This is a genomic window from Streptomyces sp. V1I1, from assembly GCF_030817355.1.
Lineage (GTDB): Bacteria > Actinomycetota > Actinomycetes > Streptomycetales > Streptomycetaceae > Streptomyces.
On record NZ_JAUSZH010000001.1, the window covers coordinates 880,611 to 896,080 of the forward strand.

General features: G+C 71.4%; 12 protein-coding genes and 1 pseudogene. 5 read left to right on the forward strand and 8 right to left on the reverse strand.

Annotation, left to right across the window (positions count from 1 at the left end):
- Positions 1–33: 33 nt before the first annotated feature.
- Complete coding sequence (locus tag QFZ67_RS04380) at positions 34–873, reverse strand: polysaccharide deacetylase family protein (protein ID WP_307659763.1); 840 nt, start codon at positions 871–873, stop codon at positions 34–36.
- Positions 874–992: 119 nt separating this feature from the next.
- Complete coding sequence (gene lysX, locus QFZ67_RS04385) at positions 993–4,304, reverse strand: bifunctional lysylphosphatidylglycerol synthetase/lysine--tRNA ligase LysX (protein WP_307659764.1); 3,312 nt, start codon at positions 4,302–4,304, stop codon at positions 993–995.
- Positions 4,305–4,418: 114 nt separating this feature from the next.
- Between lysX and QFZ67_RS04390 the strand changes: the two are divergent.
- From QFZ67_RS04390 to QFZ67_RS04405, 4 genes and pseudogenes are all read left to right on the forward strand, one after another.
- Positions 4,419–5,422: pseudogene (locus QFZ67_RS04390) on the forward strand (IS5 family transposase).
- 33 nt (positions 5,423–5,455) lie between these two features.
- On the forward strand, positions 5,456–5,929 hold the full coding sequence (locus QFZ67_RS04395; protein ID WP_307659765.1) for a universal stress protein: 474 nt from the start codon (positions 5,456–5,458) through the stop codon (positions 5,927–5,929).
- A gap of 226 nt (positions 5,930–6,155) precedes the next feature.
- Positions 6,156–6,713 carry a sigma-70 family RNA polymerase sigma factor gene (locus QFZ67_RS04400; protein ID WP_307659766.1) on the forward strand — a complete coding sequence of 186 codons (558 nt, stop codon included), beginning with the start codon at positions 6,156–6,158 and terminating at the stop codon, positions 6,711–6,713.
- A gap of 210 nt (positions 6,714–6,923) precedes the next feature.
- Entirely contained in the window at positions 6,924–7,484 is a 561-nt protein-coding gene (locus QFZ67_RS04405) for a sigma-70 family RNA polymerase sigma factor (protein ID WP_373429943.1), read from the forward strand.
- 7 nt (positions 7,485–7,491) lie between these two features.
- On the opposite strand, the gene QFZ67_RS04410 is transcribed toward QFZ67_RS04405, so the two are convergent.
- Positions 7,492–10,314, reverse strand: coding sequence for an AAA family ATPase (locus QFZ67_RS04410; protein ID WP_307665721.1), 2,823 nt, complete (start codon positions 10,312–10,314; stop codon positions 7,492–7,494).
- Between the two features lie 332 nt (positions 10,315–10,646).
- Between QFZ67_RS04410 and QFZ67_RS04415 the strand changes: the two genes are divergently transcribed.
- A complete protein-coding gene (locus tag QFZ67_RS04415; RefSeq protein WP_307659767.1) occupies positions 10,647–11,174 on the forward strand; it encodes a hypothetical protein in 528 nt (175 codons plus the stop codon).
- A gap of 141 nt (positions 11,175–11,315) precedes the next feature.
- Here the strand turns inward: QFZ67_RS04415 and QFZ67_RS04420 are convergent, their stop codons facing one another.
- From QFZ67_RS04420 to QFZ67_RS04440, 5 genes are all read right to left on the reverse strand, one after another.
- Complete coding sequence (locus QFZ67_RS04420) at positions 11,316–11,522, reverse strand: hypothetical protein (protein WP_307659768.1); 207 nt, start codon at positions 11,520–11,522, stop codon at positions 11,316–11,318.
- A gap of 105 nt (positions 11,523–11,627) precedes the next feature.
- A complete protein-coding gene (locus QFZ67_RS04425) occupies positions 11,628–12,848 on the reverse strand; it encodes a sensor histidine kinase (RefSeq protein ID WP_307659769.1) in 1,221 nt (406 codons plus the stop codon).
- Entirely contained in the window at positions 12,845–14,578 is a 1,734-nt protein-coding gene (locus tag QFZ67_RS04430; RefSeq protein WP_307659770.1) for a cation acetate symporter, read from the reverse strand. Before QFZ67_RS04430 ends, QFZ67_RS04425 begins: the two co-directional genes overlap by 4 nt.
- A gap of 4 nt (positions 14,579–14,582) precedes the next feature.
- Positions 14,583–14,963, reverse strand: coding sequence for a hypothetical protein (locus tag QFZ67_RS04435; protein WP_307659771.1), 381 nt, complete (start codon positions 14,961–14,963; stop codon positions 14,583–14,585).
- 116 nt (positions 14,964–15,079) lie between these two features.
- A complete protein-coding gene (locus QFZ67_RS04440; protein WP_307659772.1) occupies positions 15,080–15,352 on the reverse strand; it encodes a hypothetical protein in 273 nt (90 codons plus the stop codon).
- Positions 15,353–15,470 lie beyond the last annotated feature (118 nt).

The window sequence follows — 15,470 nt, forward strand, 5'->3', positions numbered from 1 at the left end:
CCGCTGCGTGGCGTCGAGCAGCCGCTGCGCGGCTCAGCGGCGCGGAACGGTGATGCGGTACCCGGCGTCAAGCAGCTCGGGCAGATAGCTGCGCAGTGCGGCGACGCTCTGCGAGCGGTCGCCGCCCGCGTCGTGCGACAGTACGACGACGCCGGGTCCCGCACCGTCCAGCACGCGGCGGACGATCGTCTTCGTGCCGGGCTCGGTCCAGTCGAGGGTGTCGACGGTCCACGCCAGCGGTTCCATGCCGAGTTGCGCGCCGATCTCGAAGGAGTGCTTGTTCCAGGCTCCGAACGGAGCCCGGTACCAGAGCGGCGGGGTGCCCAGCGTCTCTTCGATCACTTCGCTGGTACGGCCCAGCTCGTCACGGATCCTGGACGGCGGGAGCTTCGGGATCAGGGGGTGTGACCAGGTGTGGTTGCCGACGACATGCCCGTCGTCGGCCATCTCACGGAGCAGATCGCGGTGGTCCGAGGCCATCTCGCCGCAGACGAAGAACATCGCGGGCACCTCGTACTTGCGCAGGGTGCTCAGGATGTCCGGCGTGTAGCGGGGATCGGGCCCGTCGTCGAAGGTGAGCACCATGGTGCGCCCGGCGTCCGAGACTTCCAGAAAGGGCCGCTGGCGCACGGGTGGCATCGCCCGGCGGAATCTCGGCGGAGAGTACGCCGTCATGGGCTGCAGCCGGTAGGCCGACGCCTTGACCGGCGGGCCCGCGACGGCCCGGGGACCCGCTGCCGGGCGGGAGACTGCGGTCCGGGCGGGGGCCGACCCCCGCTCGGTGAAGAGCAGCCCGGCGGTGGCGGCTGCACCGAGGCAGGCGGCGACGCGCAGCACCGACCGACGCCCCGGGAGCATCTGATGCGATTTCATGACCAACTGCTCGCACGGCTGCCACCCCGGGCACCTCATCAACACCGGTAATACAAGCGAAAGCACCCGATGGGAGCAGCGGGAGGGTTCACGCCGCCTCGGGCCTCAGGTTCAGGCCGTCAGCTGCGACGCACCAGCGGGAACGGCAGCGTCTCGCGAATGGTCAGCCCGGTGAGGAACATGACGAGCCGGTCGACGCCGATGCCGAGACCGCCGGTCGGCGGCATGGCGTACTCCAGCGCGTCCAGGAAGTCCTCGTCGATCTCCATGGCCTCCGGGTCGCCGCCGGCGGCGAGCAGCGACTGGGCGGTGAGCCTGCGCCGCTGCTCCACGGGGTCGGTCAACTCCGAGTAGGCGGTGCCCAGTTCCGTACCGAAGGCGACCAGGTCCCAGCGTTCGGCGAGCCGTGGGTCGCGGCGGTGCTGGCGGGTGAGCGGGGAGACGTCGGTCGGGAAGTCCTTGTAGAAGGTGGGCATCTTGGTCCGCTCCTCGACGAGGCGCTCGTACATTTCGAGCACCACATCGCCGCGGGTGTCGTCCGGGATGTGCGGGACGCCTGCCCGGTCGCACAGTCGGCGCAGCACGGCCTCGTCGGTGTCGGCGTCGACCTCCTCGCCGAGCGCCTCGGACACCGCTCCGTACAGCGTCTTGACCGGCCAGGGGCCTGAGATGTCGTGGGCGACGAGTCTGCCGTCCGGGCCGGCCTTGTGCGCGATCGGGGCGCCGAAGGCCGCGGTGGCCGCGCCCTGGATCAGCTCACGGGTCAGATCGAGCATCACGTCGTAGTCGGCGAAGGCCTGATAGGCCTCCAGCATCGTGAACTCGGGGTTGTGCTTGTAGGAGACGCCCTCGTTGCGGAAGGTGCGGCCCATCTCGAAGACCTTCTCCAGACCGCCCACGCACAGCCGCTTCAGATACAGCTCGGGTGCGATGCGCAGATACAGGTCGAGGTCGTAGGCGTTGATGTGCGTCGTGAAGGGGCGGGCGTTGGCCCCGCCGTGGATCTGCTGGAGCATCGGCGTCTCGACCTCGAGATAGCCGCGGTCCAGCAGGCCCTGGCGCAGCGCCTGGACGGCGGTGGATCGGTGGCGTACGACATCACGGGCCTCGGGGCTCGCCACCAGGTCGAGATAGCGGCGGCGGACCCGGGCCTCGGGGTCGGCCAGGCCGTGCCGCTTGTCGGGCAGCGGGCGCAGGCATTTGCCGGTCAGCTGCCACCCGGTGACGAAGACGGAGAGCTCGCCCTTGTCGCTGGCGCCGATCTCGCCGTCGGCGGTGATGTGGTCGCCGAGGTCGACGACGGAGGTGAAGTCGTTCAGTACGCCCTCTCCGCAGTCCTCGCGGGTGAGGGCGAGCTGGAGGTCGCCGGACCAGTCGCGCAGTACGGCGAAGACGACGCCGCCGAGGTCGCGAACGGCCATCACGCGCCCGGCCACGGTGGCCTTGCGGCCGGTGCGGGTGCCGGGTTCGGGCGCGGGGGTCGCGGCCCGGATCTCAGCGAGGGTGTCGGTCCGCTGGGCGATGCCGACCGGATAGGGGTCGGTGCCGTTGGCGCGCAGTCGATCCAGCTTGCGGTGGCGGATCCGCACCTGCTCGGGCAGCCGCTGCTCCCCTGCCGAGTCGGGCGAGTCCGGACCCACCAGGCCGAGCGAGTCGATGGACGGCAGCCCCTCGGTGGTGACGGGGGTGACCACTCCCTTCGGCCGTCCCTTTCCCTTTCCCTTTCCCCAGAACTTGTGCAGGCTCGGTACGGAGACGAAGCCCTCGGCGATCCCGGAGGCAAGGCCCACTCGGGCGAGGGAGCCGGCGTCGCCGTAGCAGAGGAAGCGCGGATACCACTCGGGCTGGTACTTGACGTTGGAGCGGTACAGGGCTTCCAGCTGCCACCACTTGGAGAAGAAGAGGAGCAGCTTGCGCCAGATCCGCAGGACGGGGCCCGCGCCGATGCGGGCGCCCTCCTCGAAGGCGGAGCGGAAGACGGCGAAGTTGAGGGAGATCCGGCGGATGCCGACTCGGTGCACATGGGCGCACAGCTCGGCGACCATGAACTCCATGACGCCGTTGGGCGCGGTGCGGTCACGGCGCATCAGGTCGAGCGAGATGCCGTCCCTGCCCCATGGCACGAAGGAGAGCAGGGCCATCAGATTGCCGTCCCCGTCGAGCGCCTCGACGAGCAGGCAGTCGCCGTCGGCCGGGTCACCGAGGCGGTCGAGCGCCATGGAGAAGCCGCGTTCGGTCTCGGTGTCCCGCCAGGCGTCGGCCTTGTCGACGATGCGCTGCATCTCCTCGTCACTCAGGGCGGAGTGACGGCGGATCCGGGTGGTGGCGCCGGTTCGCTGCACACGGTTCACGGCCTGCCGGGTGACCCGCATGTCACGGCCGTTCAGGTCGAAGCGGCCGACCTGCAGGATCGCCTCGTCGCCGAGCTGGATCGCACCGAGCCCGGAGCGGGCGAAGACCTTGGCGCCCTCCTCGGACGCGCCCATGACGGCGGGGGCCCAGGCGTAGCGTCTGGCGACGTCCAGCCAGGCCTCGATGGCGGGGGTCCATGCCGCCCGGTCGCCGACCGGATCGCCGCTGGCGAGGCAGACGCCTGCCTCGACGCGGTAGGTGACGGCGCCCTTGCCGTTGGGTGAGAAGACGACGGCCTTGTCGCGGCGGGTGGCGAAGTAGCCGAGCGAGTCCTGGGAGCCGTAGGCGCCGAGCAGGGCACGGATGCGGGGCTCCTCGTCACCGTGCAGGGCGGCTTCCATGCGCTGCGAGCGAAACAGCGTCGCAGCGGCGCTGAGCAGGGCGATCGCACCGAAGAGGCCGAGCAGGAAGAAGAGCGGTCGCGGCGGGCGGCCGTCGAACTCGTCGCCCGAGACAAGTCCGCCGAGCACCCGGTTGGCGGCCCACAGCAGCCGCTGGCCCTGGGGCAGCCCGCCCGGGAACGCCTCGACAAGGCCCCAGCCGACAAGGATTCCGGCGGCGAGCCCGAGGACCAGGACGAGGAGCGCGCGCCGCAGGGCCCCGCGCCGGGTCTCGGCGTAGAACTCCCCGCGGGCCATGACGAGCACCGCCAGGGCGATCGCGCACAGCACCAGACTGGGGATCCAGGCCCAGTCCTTGTCGAAGATCAGCACCAGTACGTCGGTGATCAGCAGCAGGGTCAGATAGCCGACGACCAGCCACCAGGCGGCCTTCTTGCGGGCGCCGATGGCCGCGGCGAGCAGCAGCAGGAACGCGGCGTAGGCGAGGTTCGCGCTGACGGGGACGGTGACCCGGTCCAGGAAGAGGGCGACCGGTCGCAGCACATGCCGCAGCGGAGGGATGAGTGAGAGGACGACGCAGAACACGCCGAGTGCGCCGAAGAACATCGCGAATGCGCCGGGCACCCTGCTCAGCAAGCTGCCACGGGCGGGAGTCGGCTCCTGCACGGTGACACTCATGATCTGCACTCTAAGGAGGCCATCGGCGGGCCGCCTGTCGGGAGCGACTAGGGCCTGTTCTCGGTTGTGATCAAAGTCGGGTTTTGGCCCCGTGCGGGCTGGTAGGACGTTCGTGTGACGCGTGCGCAACTGACCGACCAGGAATGGAAGTTCATCGAGCCCTACCTGCCGATAGGCAGGTTCGGCCCGTACCCCGGACGGCTGCGTGAGCAGTTCGAGGGGGTGATCTGGCGGTTCCGGACCGGCAGCCAGTGGCGCGAGATGCCCGAGCGGTTCGGCGCCTGGCAGACCGTCTACCAGCGGTTCGTCCGGTGGCGGGACACGGGCGTCTTCCAGGCCCTGCTGGAAGGTGTGATCGCCGAGGCCGCGCGACGAGGTGAAACCGACATGTCCCTGGTCAGCGTCGACTCCACCACCGCCCGGGCCCACCAGGACGCGGCCGGTACGCGCCTCGACGAGGAGGTCATGGCCGCTCTGGAGGAAGCGGCCCTCGAACAGGAGAAGGCGGTCCGGCAAAAGGGGGAGCAGCTGAGGAACGGAACGGGCAGGACGGCGAAGACGACCCCGAACGGGCCGAGCGCCGACGCGTCCGGCGACGGCGCAAGGCCCGGCTGAAGGCCGCCCTGCTCGGCAGATCCCGCGGCGGGCTGACCAGCAAAATTCACCTCGCTGCGGACCGGCGCTGCCGCCCGATGGCGCTTCTCCTAACCGCCGGACAGGCCGCTGACAGCCCCCAGTTCGTCCCCGTCCTGAACAAGGTACGGGTCCGACTCCCGGTCGGCCGTCCCCGCACCCGGCCCGACGCAGTCGCCGGCGACAAGGCCTACTCCTCCCGCACCAACCGCGCCCACCTGCGCGAACGCCGCATCAAGGCGGTCATCCCGGAGAAGAAGGACCAGGCCGCGAACCGCAGGAAGAAGGGCAGCCGGGGCGGTCGCCCTGTCACCTACGACACGGATCTCTACCGCGACCGCAACACCGTCGAGCGCGCTATCAACAAGCTGAAGGCCTGGCGAGGCATCGCCACCCGCTACGACAAGACCCCCGAGAGCTACCTCGCCGGAGTCCACCTCCGCGCCACGACGATCTGGATCGCCAGCCTCCTGTCAGCCCATTGATCACAACCAAGAACAGGACCTAGCCTCGTTGGTGTGACAGAGCAGCAGCCCCGGCAGCAACCGCACCAATTCGAACGCGGCACCGACGGCCCGAAGGTCATCGTCGTCGGCGTGGACGGTTCCGATTCCTCGCTGCGGGCGGCGGCGTACGCGGGCGGTCTCGCCCGTCGGCAGAACGCTCTGCTCGCCATCGTGTACGTCCAGCCGGTGATGCCCGCGGGCGCGGCGTTCGGCGTCCCGGTCGGGGACGCGACCGGGGAGATCGCCGAGGAGCTGGTGGCCGAGATCCGTTCCGCCGCCGAGCGGGTCAAGGGGATCTGGGACGTCCGCTGGGAGTTCCACACCGTCCGCGGTGACCCGTACAGCGGACTGGTCACCGCGGCCGACGAGCTGAAGGCGGACGCCGTGGTGGTCGGGGCTTCGGAGTCGGCGGGACACCGGATCATCGGGTCGGTGGCGGTCCGTCTGGTGAAGGCCGGGCGCTGGCCGGTGACTGTCGTTCCGTAGCCGGTCGCCCATGCGGGTGGGGGACTGTCCGGCGCAGCCTGCCGCGGCAGAGAGGAGTACGCCGGTGGCGGCCACCGGTCCCTGACGCGTGCGCCGACCGTTCACCGCACCATTCGCCGCTCCGTGCGACCGCTCGCCGAAGACAGCCGTGCGTCATCTGTCCCTCCGCGCCCGGATGGGTTCGTATACGCCACGTGGCAGCGACTCTGCACGAAAGGTGTTGGCAATGGCGACCGCGACTGCTTCAGCGACAACCGACGAGCGGGCCATGGCCGAGCTGCAGCGTGAACACGGCCCCGCTCTGTTCAGCTTTCTGCTCGGCCTGACCTACGGGGACCAGCAGCGCGCCGAGGATCTGTTGCAGGAGACGCTCGTACGGGCCTGGCAACACCCCGAGGCGTTCGACGGCCCTTACGAGTCGATGCGGCCATGGCTCTTCACAGTCGGCCGCCGCCTCGCGATCGACGCCCGCCGCTCCCGGCTGGCCCGTCCCACCGAGATCGGCGACGGGGTCCTGGCCACCACGCCGGACCCGGCGGACGTCACAGAGGCGGCCGTCGCCGCGCTCGACGTCCGGGCCGCCGTGGAGTCACTGAGCCCCGAGCACCGCGCGGTGCTGGTGCAGATCTACTTCCACGGGCTGAGCGTCAATGAGGCCGCCGAGGCACTCGGGATACCGGCCGGGACGGTCAAGTCGCGTTCGTACTACGCACTGCGTGCGCTCGCCCGCTGCCTGCCGGGCTACGCGCGCCCGCGCGCGACGGCGAGCGCGGGCCATCCCTGACGCCGCGCACCGGCCCGCCGTACCGCTCGTCGCGCCCGTTCGACCGTTCGTCGCCGCCCTCGTCGTCCCATTCGGCCGCTGAGCGCCCAGCAGGCCCGTATACGCCAGGTGGCGGATAACTCCGGGGGCACGTCCCGCCACGCTCTGAGGGTCGGTGCGGCCCGGCCGACGGGGTCTTCACCCCACCCGGCCCTCAGAAGGAGAGTTACGGTGACAACCACCCTGGACCAGCAGACCGGCGCCACCGCGACCGCGCCCCGTACCGACGAGCGGGTGCTCGCCGAGTTGCAGCGCGAGCACGGCAGGGCCCTCTTCCGCCTCCTCCTCGGGCTCACCTACGGGGACCGGCAGCGGGCGGAGGATCTGGTGCAGGAGACCTTGGTGCGTGCCTGGAAGCACCCCGAGGCGATGGAGACCGACCACGAGTCGATGCGCCCCTGGCTGTTCACCGTGGGCCGCCGGCTCGCGATCGACGCGCGCCGGGCCCGGCAGGCCCGCCCGGCCGAGGTGGCCGCCGAGAGCCTGGAGCAGTCCCCCGTGGCCGACGACCACACCGAGTCGTCGTCGACCGCGCTCGATGTGCGCGACGCCGTCAGGATGCTGAGCAGGGAGCACCGCGAGGTGCTGGTGCAGATCTACTTCCGGGGGCTGTCGGTGGCCGAGGCCTCCGAGGCGCTCGGCATCCCCGCGGGCACGGTCAAGTCCCGTACGTATTACGCGCTGCGCGCCCTGCGCAAGGTGCTGCCCGGCTATGGCGCGCTGACCGCCTGACCCCCTCTCACTCCCCCGCGGCCTGCAGTGCGGCCTCCCTCGCCACCTCGGTGCGCGACCGCATCTGCAGCTTGCCCAGGATGTGCGACACATGGGTCTGGACGGTCCGGCGGGACAGGAACAGCTCGGAGGCGATCTCCGGGTTGGACCGCCCCTGCGCGACCAGCAGCGCGACCTTCAGCTCGGCGGGGGTGAGCGACTCCCAGCCGCTGGTGGCCCTGCGGCGTGTCGCACGGCTGCCCCTGCGCACCCCCAGCGTGCGCAGCCGCGCCTCGGCCCTGGCGATGTCCCACTGGGCGCCGAGGCCGCCGTACGCCTCCACGGCCCGGTCCAGACTGATCCGCGATGCCACGAGGTCGCCGTGCCAGGCCTGCGCCACCGCGAGATCCTCCAGCGTCTGGCCCAGCAGCAGCGGCCATGAGCCGCCCTCGTAGTACGCGAGCGCCTGCGCGAGAGGCGCGGGATCCTGGGCGAACAGGCCCCGGCAGCGGATCGCCGCGGTCCTCGGGCCCGGGTATTCGGGTGCCTTCGCCGCCTCCGCCTCGCAGGCCGCGACCGCGGCCTCGGCGCTCCCGGCGTCCCCCGACTCCAGGGCGAGTCGGACCACTTCGGGCAGCAGCCAGTGGCGTTCATGGACCATGCCGGCCGCGTACTCGTCGGACAGCACGGGCAGCAGCACCCGCAACGCGTCCCGCGGGCGGCCGTCGCGCTCCGCCAGCAGCGCCCGGGCCAGCAACAGATGGCCTGCGTCGCGGAGCACCGCCGTGCCGGCGGCCAGAGCGTCCGGCTCCACCCGCTCCAGATGGCGCAGGGCCGCTGCGCGCTGATCGCGGTGGCCGAGGATCAGCGCGTGCATGCCGTGGACCAGCACTGGAACCCACCCGTCCAAGACCTTCAGTTCGGCGGCCCGCTCCAGATGCCCGGCCGCGCAGTCCCAGCGTCCACGCCGGAAGTGGAATTCGGCGGAGCGCGCCTCCATGCCGACGAGCCGGCCCGTGGAGCCCACGCGCCGGGCCAGGGTCCGCGCCTCGTCGAGAGCCTGCTCCGTGTCTTCCGGCTCGTCGAGCCTGTCGTGTCCCTCCGCGACGTTGGCGAGCATCAGCAGGCGGATGTCCGCGGCGGCCGGAATCTGCCGCGCCCGGGCGATGCCCTGCGCGCCGTGGCGGAGGGCCTCCCGCTCCCGGCCGAGCCGGTAGTACACGTACGCCATCGCATGGCGCGCCTCGGCCTCGGCGAGCGGGTCCCCGAGGCGCTCCGCCGCCGCGACCGCATCCTCACCCTCGGCGCGCGCCGCGTCGAGCCGGTCCAGGTCCGCGTGGCAGAGCACCCGGCAGGCCACGAGTCTGATGTGCCAGGCGACGGAGAGTCCGGGCTCCGCCAGAGCCTCCTCGGTTGCCTTCAGCGCCTGGGCCATGTCTCCCTGCACCATCAGCGCCGAGCTCAGCATGAAGCCGAGGACCGCCCGGCGCGCCGGGTCCTGCGTACGGTCGCGCATGGTGCGCACGAGACCGGCCGACTGGGGGCGGCGCAGCAGCGTCGCCGCCTCGGCGAGGCGCTCTTCGAGGACGGGGCGGTCTGCGTCGGTGGGCCAGCCCTGCTCGATGGCCCGCTCGATCAACTCGGCCGCGAGAACCGGCGACTGGGCGTTGAGGGTCCCGGCGTGCTCCACGAGCCAGCGCACCGCCCACCCCGTCATCGGGCCCGACACTCCCCGCAGCTGCCCGGCGACGACGGGCGCAGAGGCTCCGGCGTCGGCCAGGGCCCGCGCGGTGTCGTGATGCAGCGCCGACCGCACCGAGCCGGGAATGTCGGCGTACAGCGCCTCCCGGATCACCTCGTGGCGAAAGCGCAGCCGGTCACCGGTGTCGCTCAGCAGCCCGGCGGCAATGGATTCGCCCAAGGCGTCCAGGAGCTGGCGGGTGGTCCGGCCGAGTACGACAGCGAGCTGGCCGGCGTCGAACTCCACGCCTAGGAGCGCGGCCTGACGGAGTGTTTCGTACGAGGACGGCGTCAGGAAGCCGATCCTGTCCGCCAGGGAACACAGATGGCCACGTCCCCCGTCGGGGGTGGTGAGCTCGGCCCGCCCGCCCACGATGTCGATGGCCCCCTCGGCCAGCAGGCCGCTCACCAACTCCTCGATGTAGCGCGGGTTTCCGCCCGCGAGCCCCACGCGGCCGCGCAGTCTGGGCCCCGGCGGCGCGCCGGCCAGGCTCTCCACGAAGCGCTCCGACTCCTCGGGCGTGAGGGGGCCGAGGCGGACGGGAAGAGTGCCGCGCTCGACCAACCCGGCGCGCAGCCGGTCGAGTTCGCGGCGCCTGGGCACCGGCCGGCAGGAGGCCACCAGGAGCAATGGCAGCCGCGGTGCGGCCTTGGTGAGGCGCTGCCACATCAGCAGGCTGGCGTCGTCGGCCCACTGCAGATCGTCGAGTGCGACGACGAGCGGACGCTCGGCGCAGATCTCGTCGACCTGGGCGAGCAGCCGGTCCATGGCCGCCATCAGTGATGTCTCTGTGGTCGGTGTGTCGGCACCGTCGCCGTTCAGCAGTCCGACGATCTCGCCGCGGCCGCGGTCCCCGGCGGCGCCGTCACCGTAGAGACAGTCGAGCACCGCCCGGAGAGGGTAGCCCTGCCACAGCTCGTCGCCGCTGCCGTGCCGGACGCCACAGCCGACCCCCTCCGCCGCTGAGAGCGCTTCCTCCAGGAGCCGGGTCTTGCCGGCGCCCGGCTCGCCCTCCACGAGCGCCGAGCCGCCGCGCCCTGCCACAGCCGCGTCGAGCAATGTGCGCACCATGCCGACGTGCTCTTCCCGACCGACCCACACGGCGGCCATCACCCCGTCCCCCCGACGCGCCACGGAGGCGGAATCTCTCCGCCCAGCGATCGTCGACGCGCGCTGCCCCGCATTATCGGTGCGCCGCGGCTCGCGGGTCCACCGGCGGGAGTGTCGCCCTTCGGGAGCGGGTGGCCCAGTCACGCGCGCCCCGGCTGTCCCGCCGGTTTCCTCGTCCCCCTGGGATCACGGCCAAAGGGCGACCGTATGCGAAACCTCACGCTCAAGTTGAGTAAATACGGGCTCCCAGCCGTGTCTCTCGGTGGAGGCTCTTCGTCGGGGTCGGCGCACGAAGCCGCCCAACGAAGTCGTCCGGGAGGAAGGTGGGAAGCGTGCGGCCCGAGAGTTCGAACGGCACCAGCGGAGGCGGGCTGGCAGTCCCCATGGCGTGGCTCTGCGCCGAGTACATCGCCGAAGAGATGCTCCGTACGAGCGCTCTCGTCGAGGGCGGCTCGCTCGAGTTCCGGGCGGGCCGGGAGACGCTGGCGCTGACCATCTATCTGTGTGACAGCGCGGAAGAGCTCGCGGGCGTCCGGGTGGTCTCCCGTATCGACGAGTGGCTGTCCCTGACCTCGTACGGCCATCCCTGGCGGGAGTGGGTGGAGGAGAGGCTGGCCGCCCGGCGGCAGCGGGAGAGCGAACTGGGCGACGGCGCCGACCCGGATCTGACCCTCGCGCTGGGCACCTGGAGCTGGCTGCGGCAGACCGAGCTGCTCGCCGCCGACCTCGGCGAGGGCGGCGATCCGTGGCACGCGCCGAACCCGATGGACGCGGCCGTGGACGAGTACGCGCAGATATGGACGCCGGCCTGGCAGTTGGGACTTCCGCTGAGCCATCTGGCCATCCACCTCTACTGCTGAGTCACCTGGCCATCCACATCTACGGCTCAGCCACATCTACGGCTCAGCCACCTGGCCATCGACGTCTACTGCCGAGCCACCTGGCCATCCACCTCCTCCGAGGAACCTGGCGGAAGGCCACCGGGAATGCACGGGGAATGCCTACGCGGCGCCGAGCTGCCTCGCCCCGCGGCTGAGCTGCCGCACGGCGCGGGTGGCCCGCAGATGCACCTCGGTCACCGGAAGCCCCAGCGCGGTGGCCGCCTCGAAGGGGCTGCTGCGCAGCACATGGAGCTGATGGACCACCGCGCGGTCGCCCGGGTCGAGCGCGCCGAGCAGGCTGCGCAACTCGTCACGGGCGGGTCTCACCGTCGGCTGTACAGTGCACATGTCGCTTACGCCCCCACGTAGGTGTCTATTGCCACCGGTTGATACGAACCGGGCAGGGGGCCGACTCAACGCCGCGCCGAAATCTCAGTCCGTGGACCGGCGGCCCGCGGAGGAGTGCACGCCCGCCCGGTACTTGGGGATCCGGATGGTGATCTTCATGCCCGCGCCGGCGCCTGTCTCGATGACGAGCCCGTGATCGTCCCCGTACACCTGGCGCAGCCGTTCGTCGACGTTGGACAGGCCGATGCCCGACGACGGCGTCCGCTCCCCCGCGAGGATTCCGCGCAGCACGTCCGGGTCCATGCCCACGCCGTCGTCCTCGATGGTCACCATCGCCTCGGCGCCGGCATCCCGCGCCGCGATCATGACGCGGCATTCGCTCTTCGAGTCCTCCAGGCCGTGCTTGACGGCGTTCTCGACGAGCGGCTGCAGACACAGGAACGGCAGCGTCACCGGCAGCACTTCCGGCGCGACTTGGAGGGTCACCTTGAGCCGGTCTCCGAAGCGGGCCCCGGCCAGCGCCAGGTACTGCTCGATGGAGCGCAGCTCGTCGGCGAGGTTGGTGAACTCACCGTGCCTGCGGAAGGAGTAGCGGGTGAAGTCGGCGAATTCCAGGAGTAGTTCACGCGCCCGCTCGGGGTCGGTGCGGACGAAGGAGGCGATCGCGGCAAGCGAGTTGAAGATGAAGTGCGGCGATATCTGGGCGCGCAGTGCCCGGATCTCCGCCTCGATGAGCCGGGTGCGGGACCGGTCGAGCTCGGCCAGTTCCAGCTGTACGGAGACCCAGCGGGCCACCTCGGTCGCGGCCCGCACCAGGACGGCCGACTCCCGCGAGCCGTAGGCGACGAGCGCGCCGAGCACGCCCTCCTCGCCCGTCAGCGGGGCGATCACGGCCCAGCGCAGCGGGCACTCCAGCTCCTCGCACTCGGTGTGCACGCTCTGGCTGCGCCCGGAGTCCAGCATTTCGGCGACGCGCACCATCACGCGCTGCTCGTGGTGGTCGGCGCCGGGACCGTCCCAGGCGAGGACGGATTCGCGGTCGGTGAGGCAGAGCGCCTCGGTGCCCAGGAGCGAGCGCAGCCGCCGGGCGGCCTTGCGCGCGGTGTCTTCGGTGAGGCCGGCGCGCAGTGGGGGCGCGGCGAGCGATGCGGTGTGCAGGGTGAGGAAGGTGGCCCGTTCGACGGGCGTGCCCAGGTCGAGGTCGGACTTGACGACGCGCCGTGCCGTCAGCCTGCCGAGCGCGATTCCGGCCGTGAGCAGTACCGCTCCGGCCGCTGCCAGCGCGGCCATTCCCATCCCGGTCATCGTTCCGCTCCTTCGGGCTGCGGCCTGCCGACGAGATCTTCCGGCAGGTGCAGCCGCGCGAGGATGGCGGTGGCGCCGGGAGGTATGTGGCTGGGCGTGGCCAGCGAGACCAGCACCATGGTCAGAAAGCCGACGGGTACCGACCACACTGCGGGCCAGGCCATCAGGGTGTGCGCCCAGCCTTCGGGCGCGAGGCCCGCGCGGGTTGCCATCACCGCGGTGAGCGCCGCCCCGCCGCCGACGACGAGCCCGGCGGCGGCACCCGGCGGGGTGAGTCTTCGCCACCAGATGCCGAGCACCAGCAGCGGGCAGAAGGAGGACGCCGAGACAGCGAAGGCCAGCCCCACCGCGTCGGCGACAGGCACATTGGTGGCCACGACGCTGACGGCGAGCGGCACCGCCATGGCGAGGAGGGTCGCGAGGCGGAAGTGCCGCACGCCGCGTGAGGGCAGCACGTCCTGAGTGATGACTCCGGCGACGGACATGGCCAGCCCGGACGCGGTGGACAAGAACGCGGCGAACGCGCCGCCCGCCAGCAGCGCCCCGAGCAGGTCCCCCGCTATTCCGCCGACCATGCGCTCCGGCAGCACGAGCACGGCCGCGTCCGCGTCACCGGTCAGGGAGAGTTCGGGCGCGTAGATCCGCCCGAGCGCGCCGTAGACGGGCGGCAGCAGATAGAACGCGCCGATCAGCCCGAGGACGACGAGGGTGGTGCGCCGCGCGGCACGTCCGTTGGGGCTGGTGTAGAAGCGGACGGCGACATGCGGAAGCCCCATCGTGCCGAGGAAGGTGGCGAGGATCAGTCCGTACGTCGCGTACAGGTGGTAGCCGTCCCGGCCGCCGGAGAGCGGCTGGGACCAGCTGGCCGGATCGGTGCCCGACGAGGCCCGTTCGGGCACTGCGGCGCCCTGCGGAAAGCCAAGTTTCGTCCCGGCCTCGATGCGGTGGGTGCCCTTGTCGAGAGTGATCTTCCGGTCCTCGTACCGTGTGTCGTCGACGTCGCCGGTGACGGTGAGGGTCAGCGGCTCGTCGAGATCGACGCGGACGGTGTCGTCGATGCGTACGGCGGTGTGCTCGCGGAAGACCGCGGGCGCGTCGAAGCGTGCCCGGGGAGTGTCGTCGCCGGCCCAGGCCGCGACCAGGAACAGCGCGGGCACCAGCAGGGCGGTGAGCTTGAGCCAGTACTGGAATGCCTGCACGAAGGTGATGCTGCGCATGCCGCCCGCCGCGACGGCCCCGGTGACGACAAAGGCGACGACGAGGCCGCCCACCCAGTCGGGTGCGCCGGTGAGGATCTCCAGGGTGAGGCCGGCGCCCTGTAGTTGGGGCAGCAGATAGAGCCAGCCGATGCCGACGACGAAGAGGCTGGCGAGCCTGCGCACGGCGGCGGACTCCAGGCGGGCCTCGGCGAAGTCGGAGAGGGTGTACGCCCCCGAGCGGCGCAGCGGGGCGGCGACCAGCACCAGCAGGACGAGATAGCCGGCGGTGTAACCGACCGGGTACCAGAGCATGTCCGGGCCCTGCAGGAGGACCAGCCCGGCTATGCCGAGGAAGGAGGCGGCGGAGAGGTACTCGCCGCTGATGGCGGCGGCGTTGAGGCCGGGCTTCACGGTGCGGGAGGCGACGTAGAAGTCGGAGGTGGTGCGGGATATGCGCAGGCCGAGCGCGCCGATGAGCACGGTGGCGAGCACCACGACGGTGACAGCCGTCACCGCGTAGGTCTGGTTCACGAGGTCAGCGTCCTTCGACGAGCCTGGTGAAGTCCTCTTCGTTGCGCTCGGCCCGGCGTACGTACCAGCGGGCGGTCATCCACATCACGGGGTAGACCGCGACGCCGAGTGCCGCCCAGACGAAGGGCTCGGGCGAGGAGAGGGTTCCGTCGAAGACGGCCGGGAGCGCGAAGAGCAGCGGCAGCGAGCCGACGAACAGGACGAGGGTGCCGAGCGCGTAGAGCGCGGCCCGCAGCTGGCTGCGCATGAGCGAGCGCACATACGTGGCGCCGAGTGTCGTCTGCTCGCTGATCTCGGACCGGGCGGGGGCGTGCCCGGGCGCGCGCCTGGCGCTGCGCGGCACGCCGGTGACCACCTCACGGCGGGGTTGTTGCTCTGCAGACATCGTCGTCCGCTCCAGCGTCTGTCGGCGAACTCTCCGGAGCTGTGGAGTCTACGCAGGGGCGATTACCTACGGTAGACACCAGCCGTTCCTCGAGACGGACGGTACGGCGACGCCTCTCAGTGGCCGCCCGTGCGCTGAGCGCAGTCACTCAGCGCGATCTCCAGCTCGACGTAGGACTCCTCCGCCCTGCGGAACGCGACTTCGAGGGCTGCTTCGGCGCGCGGGCCGGCCAGCCCCTGTGCCGATTCCTGGATCTCGTACAGCACATCCGCCCAGCGCCCGGCCGCGCTCTTCACCGTGGTGAGCAGTGCCTCGAGGTCACGAGCGCTGGACACCCGGGTCGCCGGCAGGCTCCGGAGTTCCTCCAGCAGTGCTTCGATGTCGGACATCAGGCCCCTTCTCCCCGTGCCCGATCAAGGCTAGGCGGCGGGCGGGGGCGGTCGGCGCCGAATCCGGCGGCGGCTCGGTCAGCGGATGACGCCCGTCGCCGTACGGCTGTGGTGGGGC

What these genes read in the sequence shown, in the direction of transcription:
- QFZ67_RS04380 (WP_307659763.1), bottom strand. Translation starts at nt 873, where the DNA reads ATGAAATCGCATCAGATGCTCCCGGGGCGTCGGTCGGTGCTGCGCGTC.
- lysX (WP_307659764.1), bottom strand. Translation starts at nt 4,304, where the DNA reads ATGAGTGTCACCGTGCAGGAGCCGACTCCCGCCCGTGGCAGCTTGCTG.
- QFZ67_RS04400 (WP_307659766.1), top strand. Translation starts at nt 6,156, where the DNA reads ATGGCGACCGCGACTGCTTCAGCGACAACCGACGAGCGGGCCATGGCC.
- QFZ67_RS04410 (WP_307665721.1), bottom strand. Translation starts at nt 10,314, where the DNA reads ATGGCCGCCGTGTGGGTCGGTCGGGAAGAGCACGTCGGCATGGTGCGC.
- QFZ67_RS04425 (WP_307659769.1), bottom strand. Translation starts at nt 12,848, where the DNA reads ATGACCGGGATGGGAATGGCCGCGCTGGCAGCGGCCGGAGCGGTACTG.
- QFZ67_RS04435 (WP_307659771.1), bottom strand. Translation starts at nt 14,963, where the DNA reads ATGTCTGCAGAGCAACAACCCCGCCGTGAGGTGGTCACCGGCGTGCCG.
- QFZ67_RS04440 (WP_307659772.1), bottom strand. Translation starts at nt 15,352, where the DNA reads ATGTCCGACATCGAAGCACTGCTGGAGGAACTCCGGAGCCTGCCGGCG.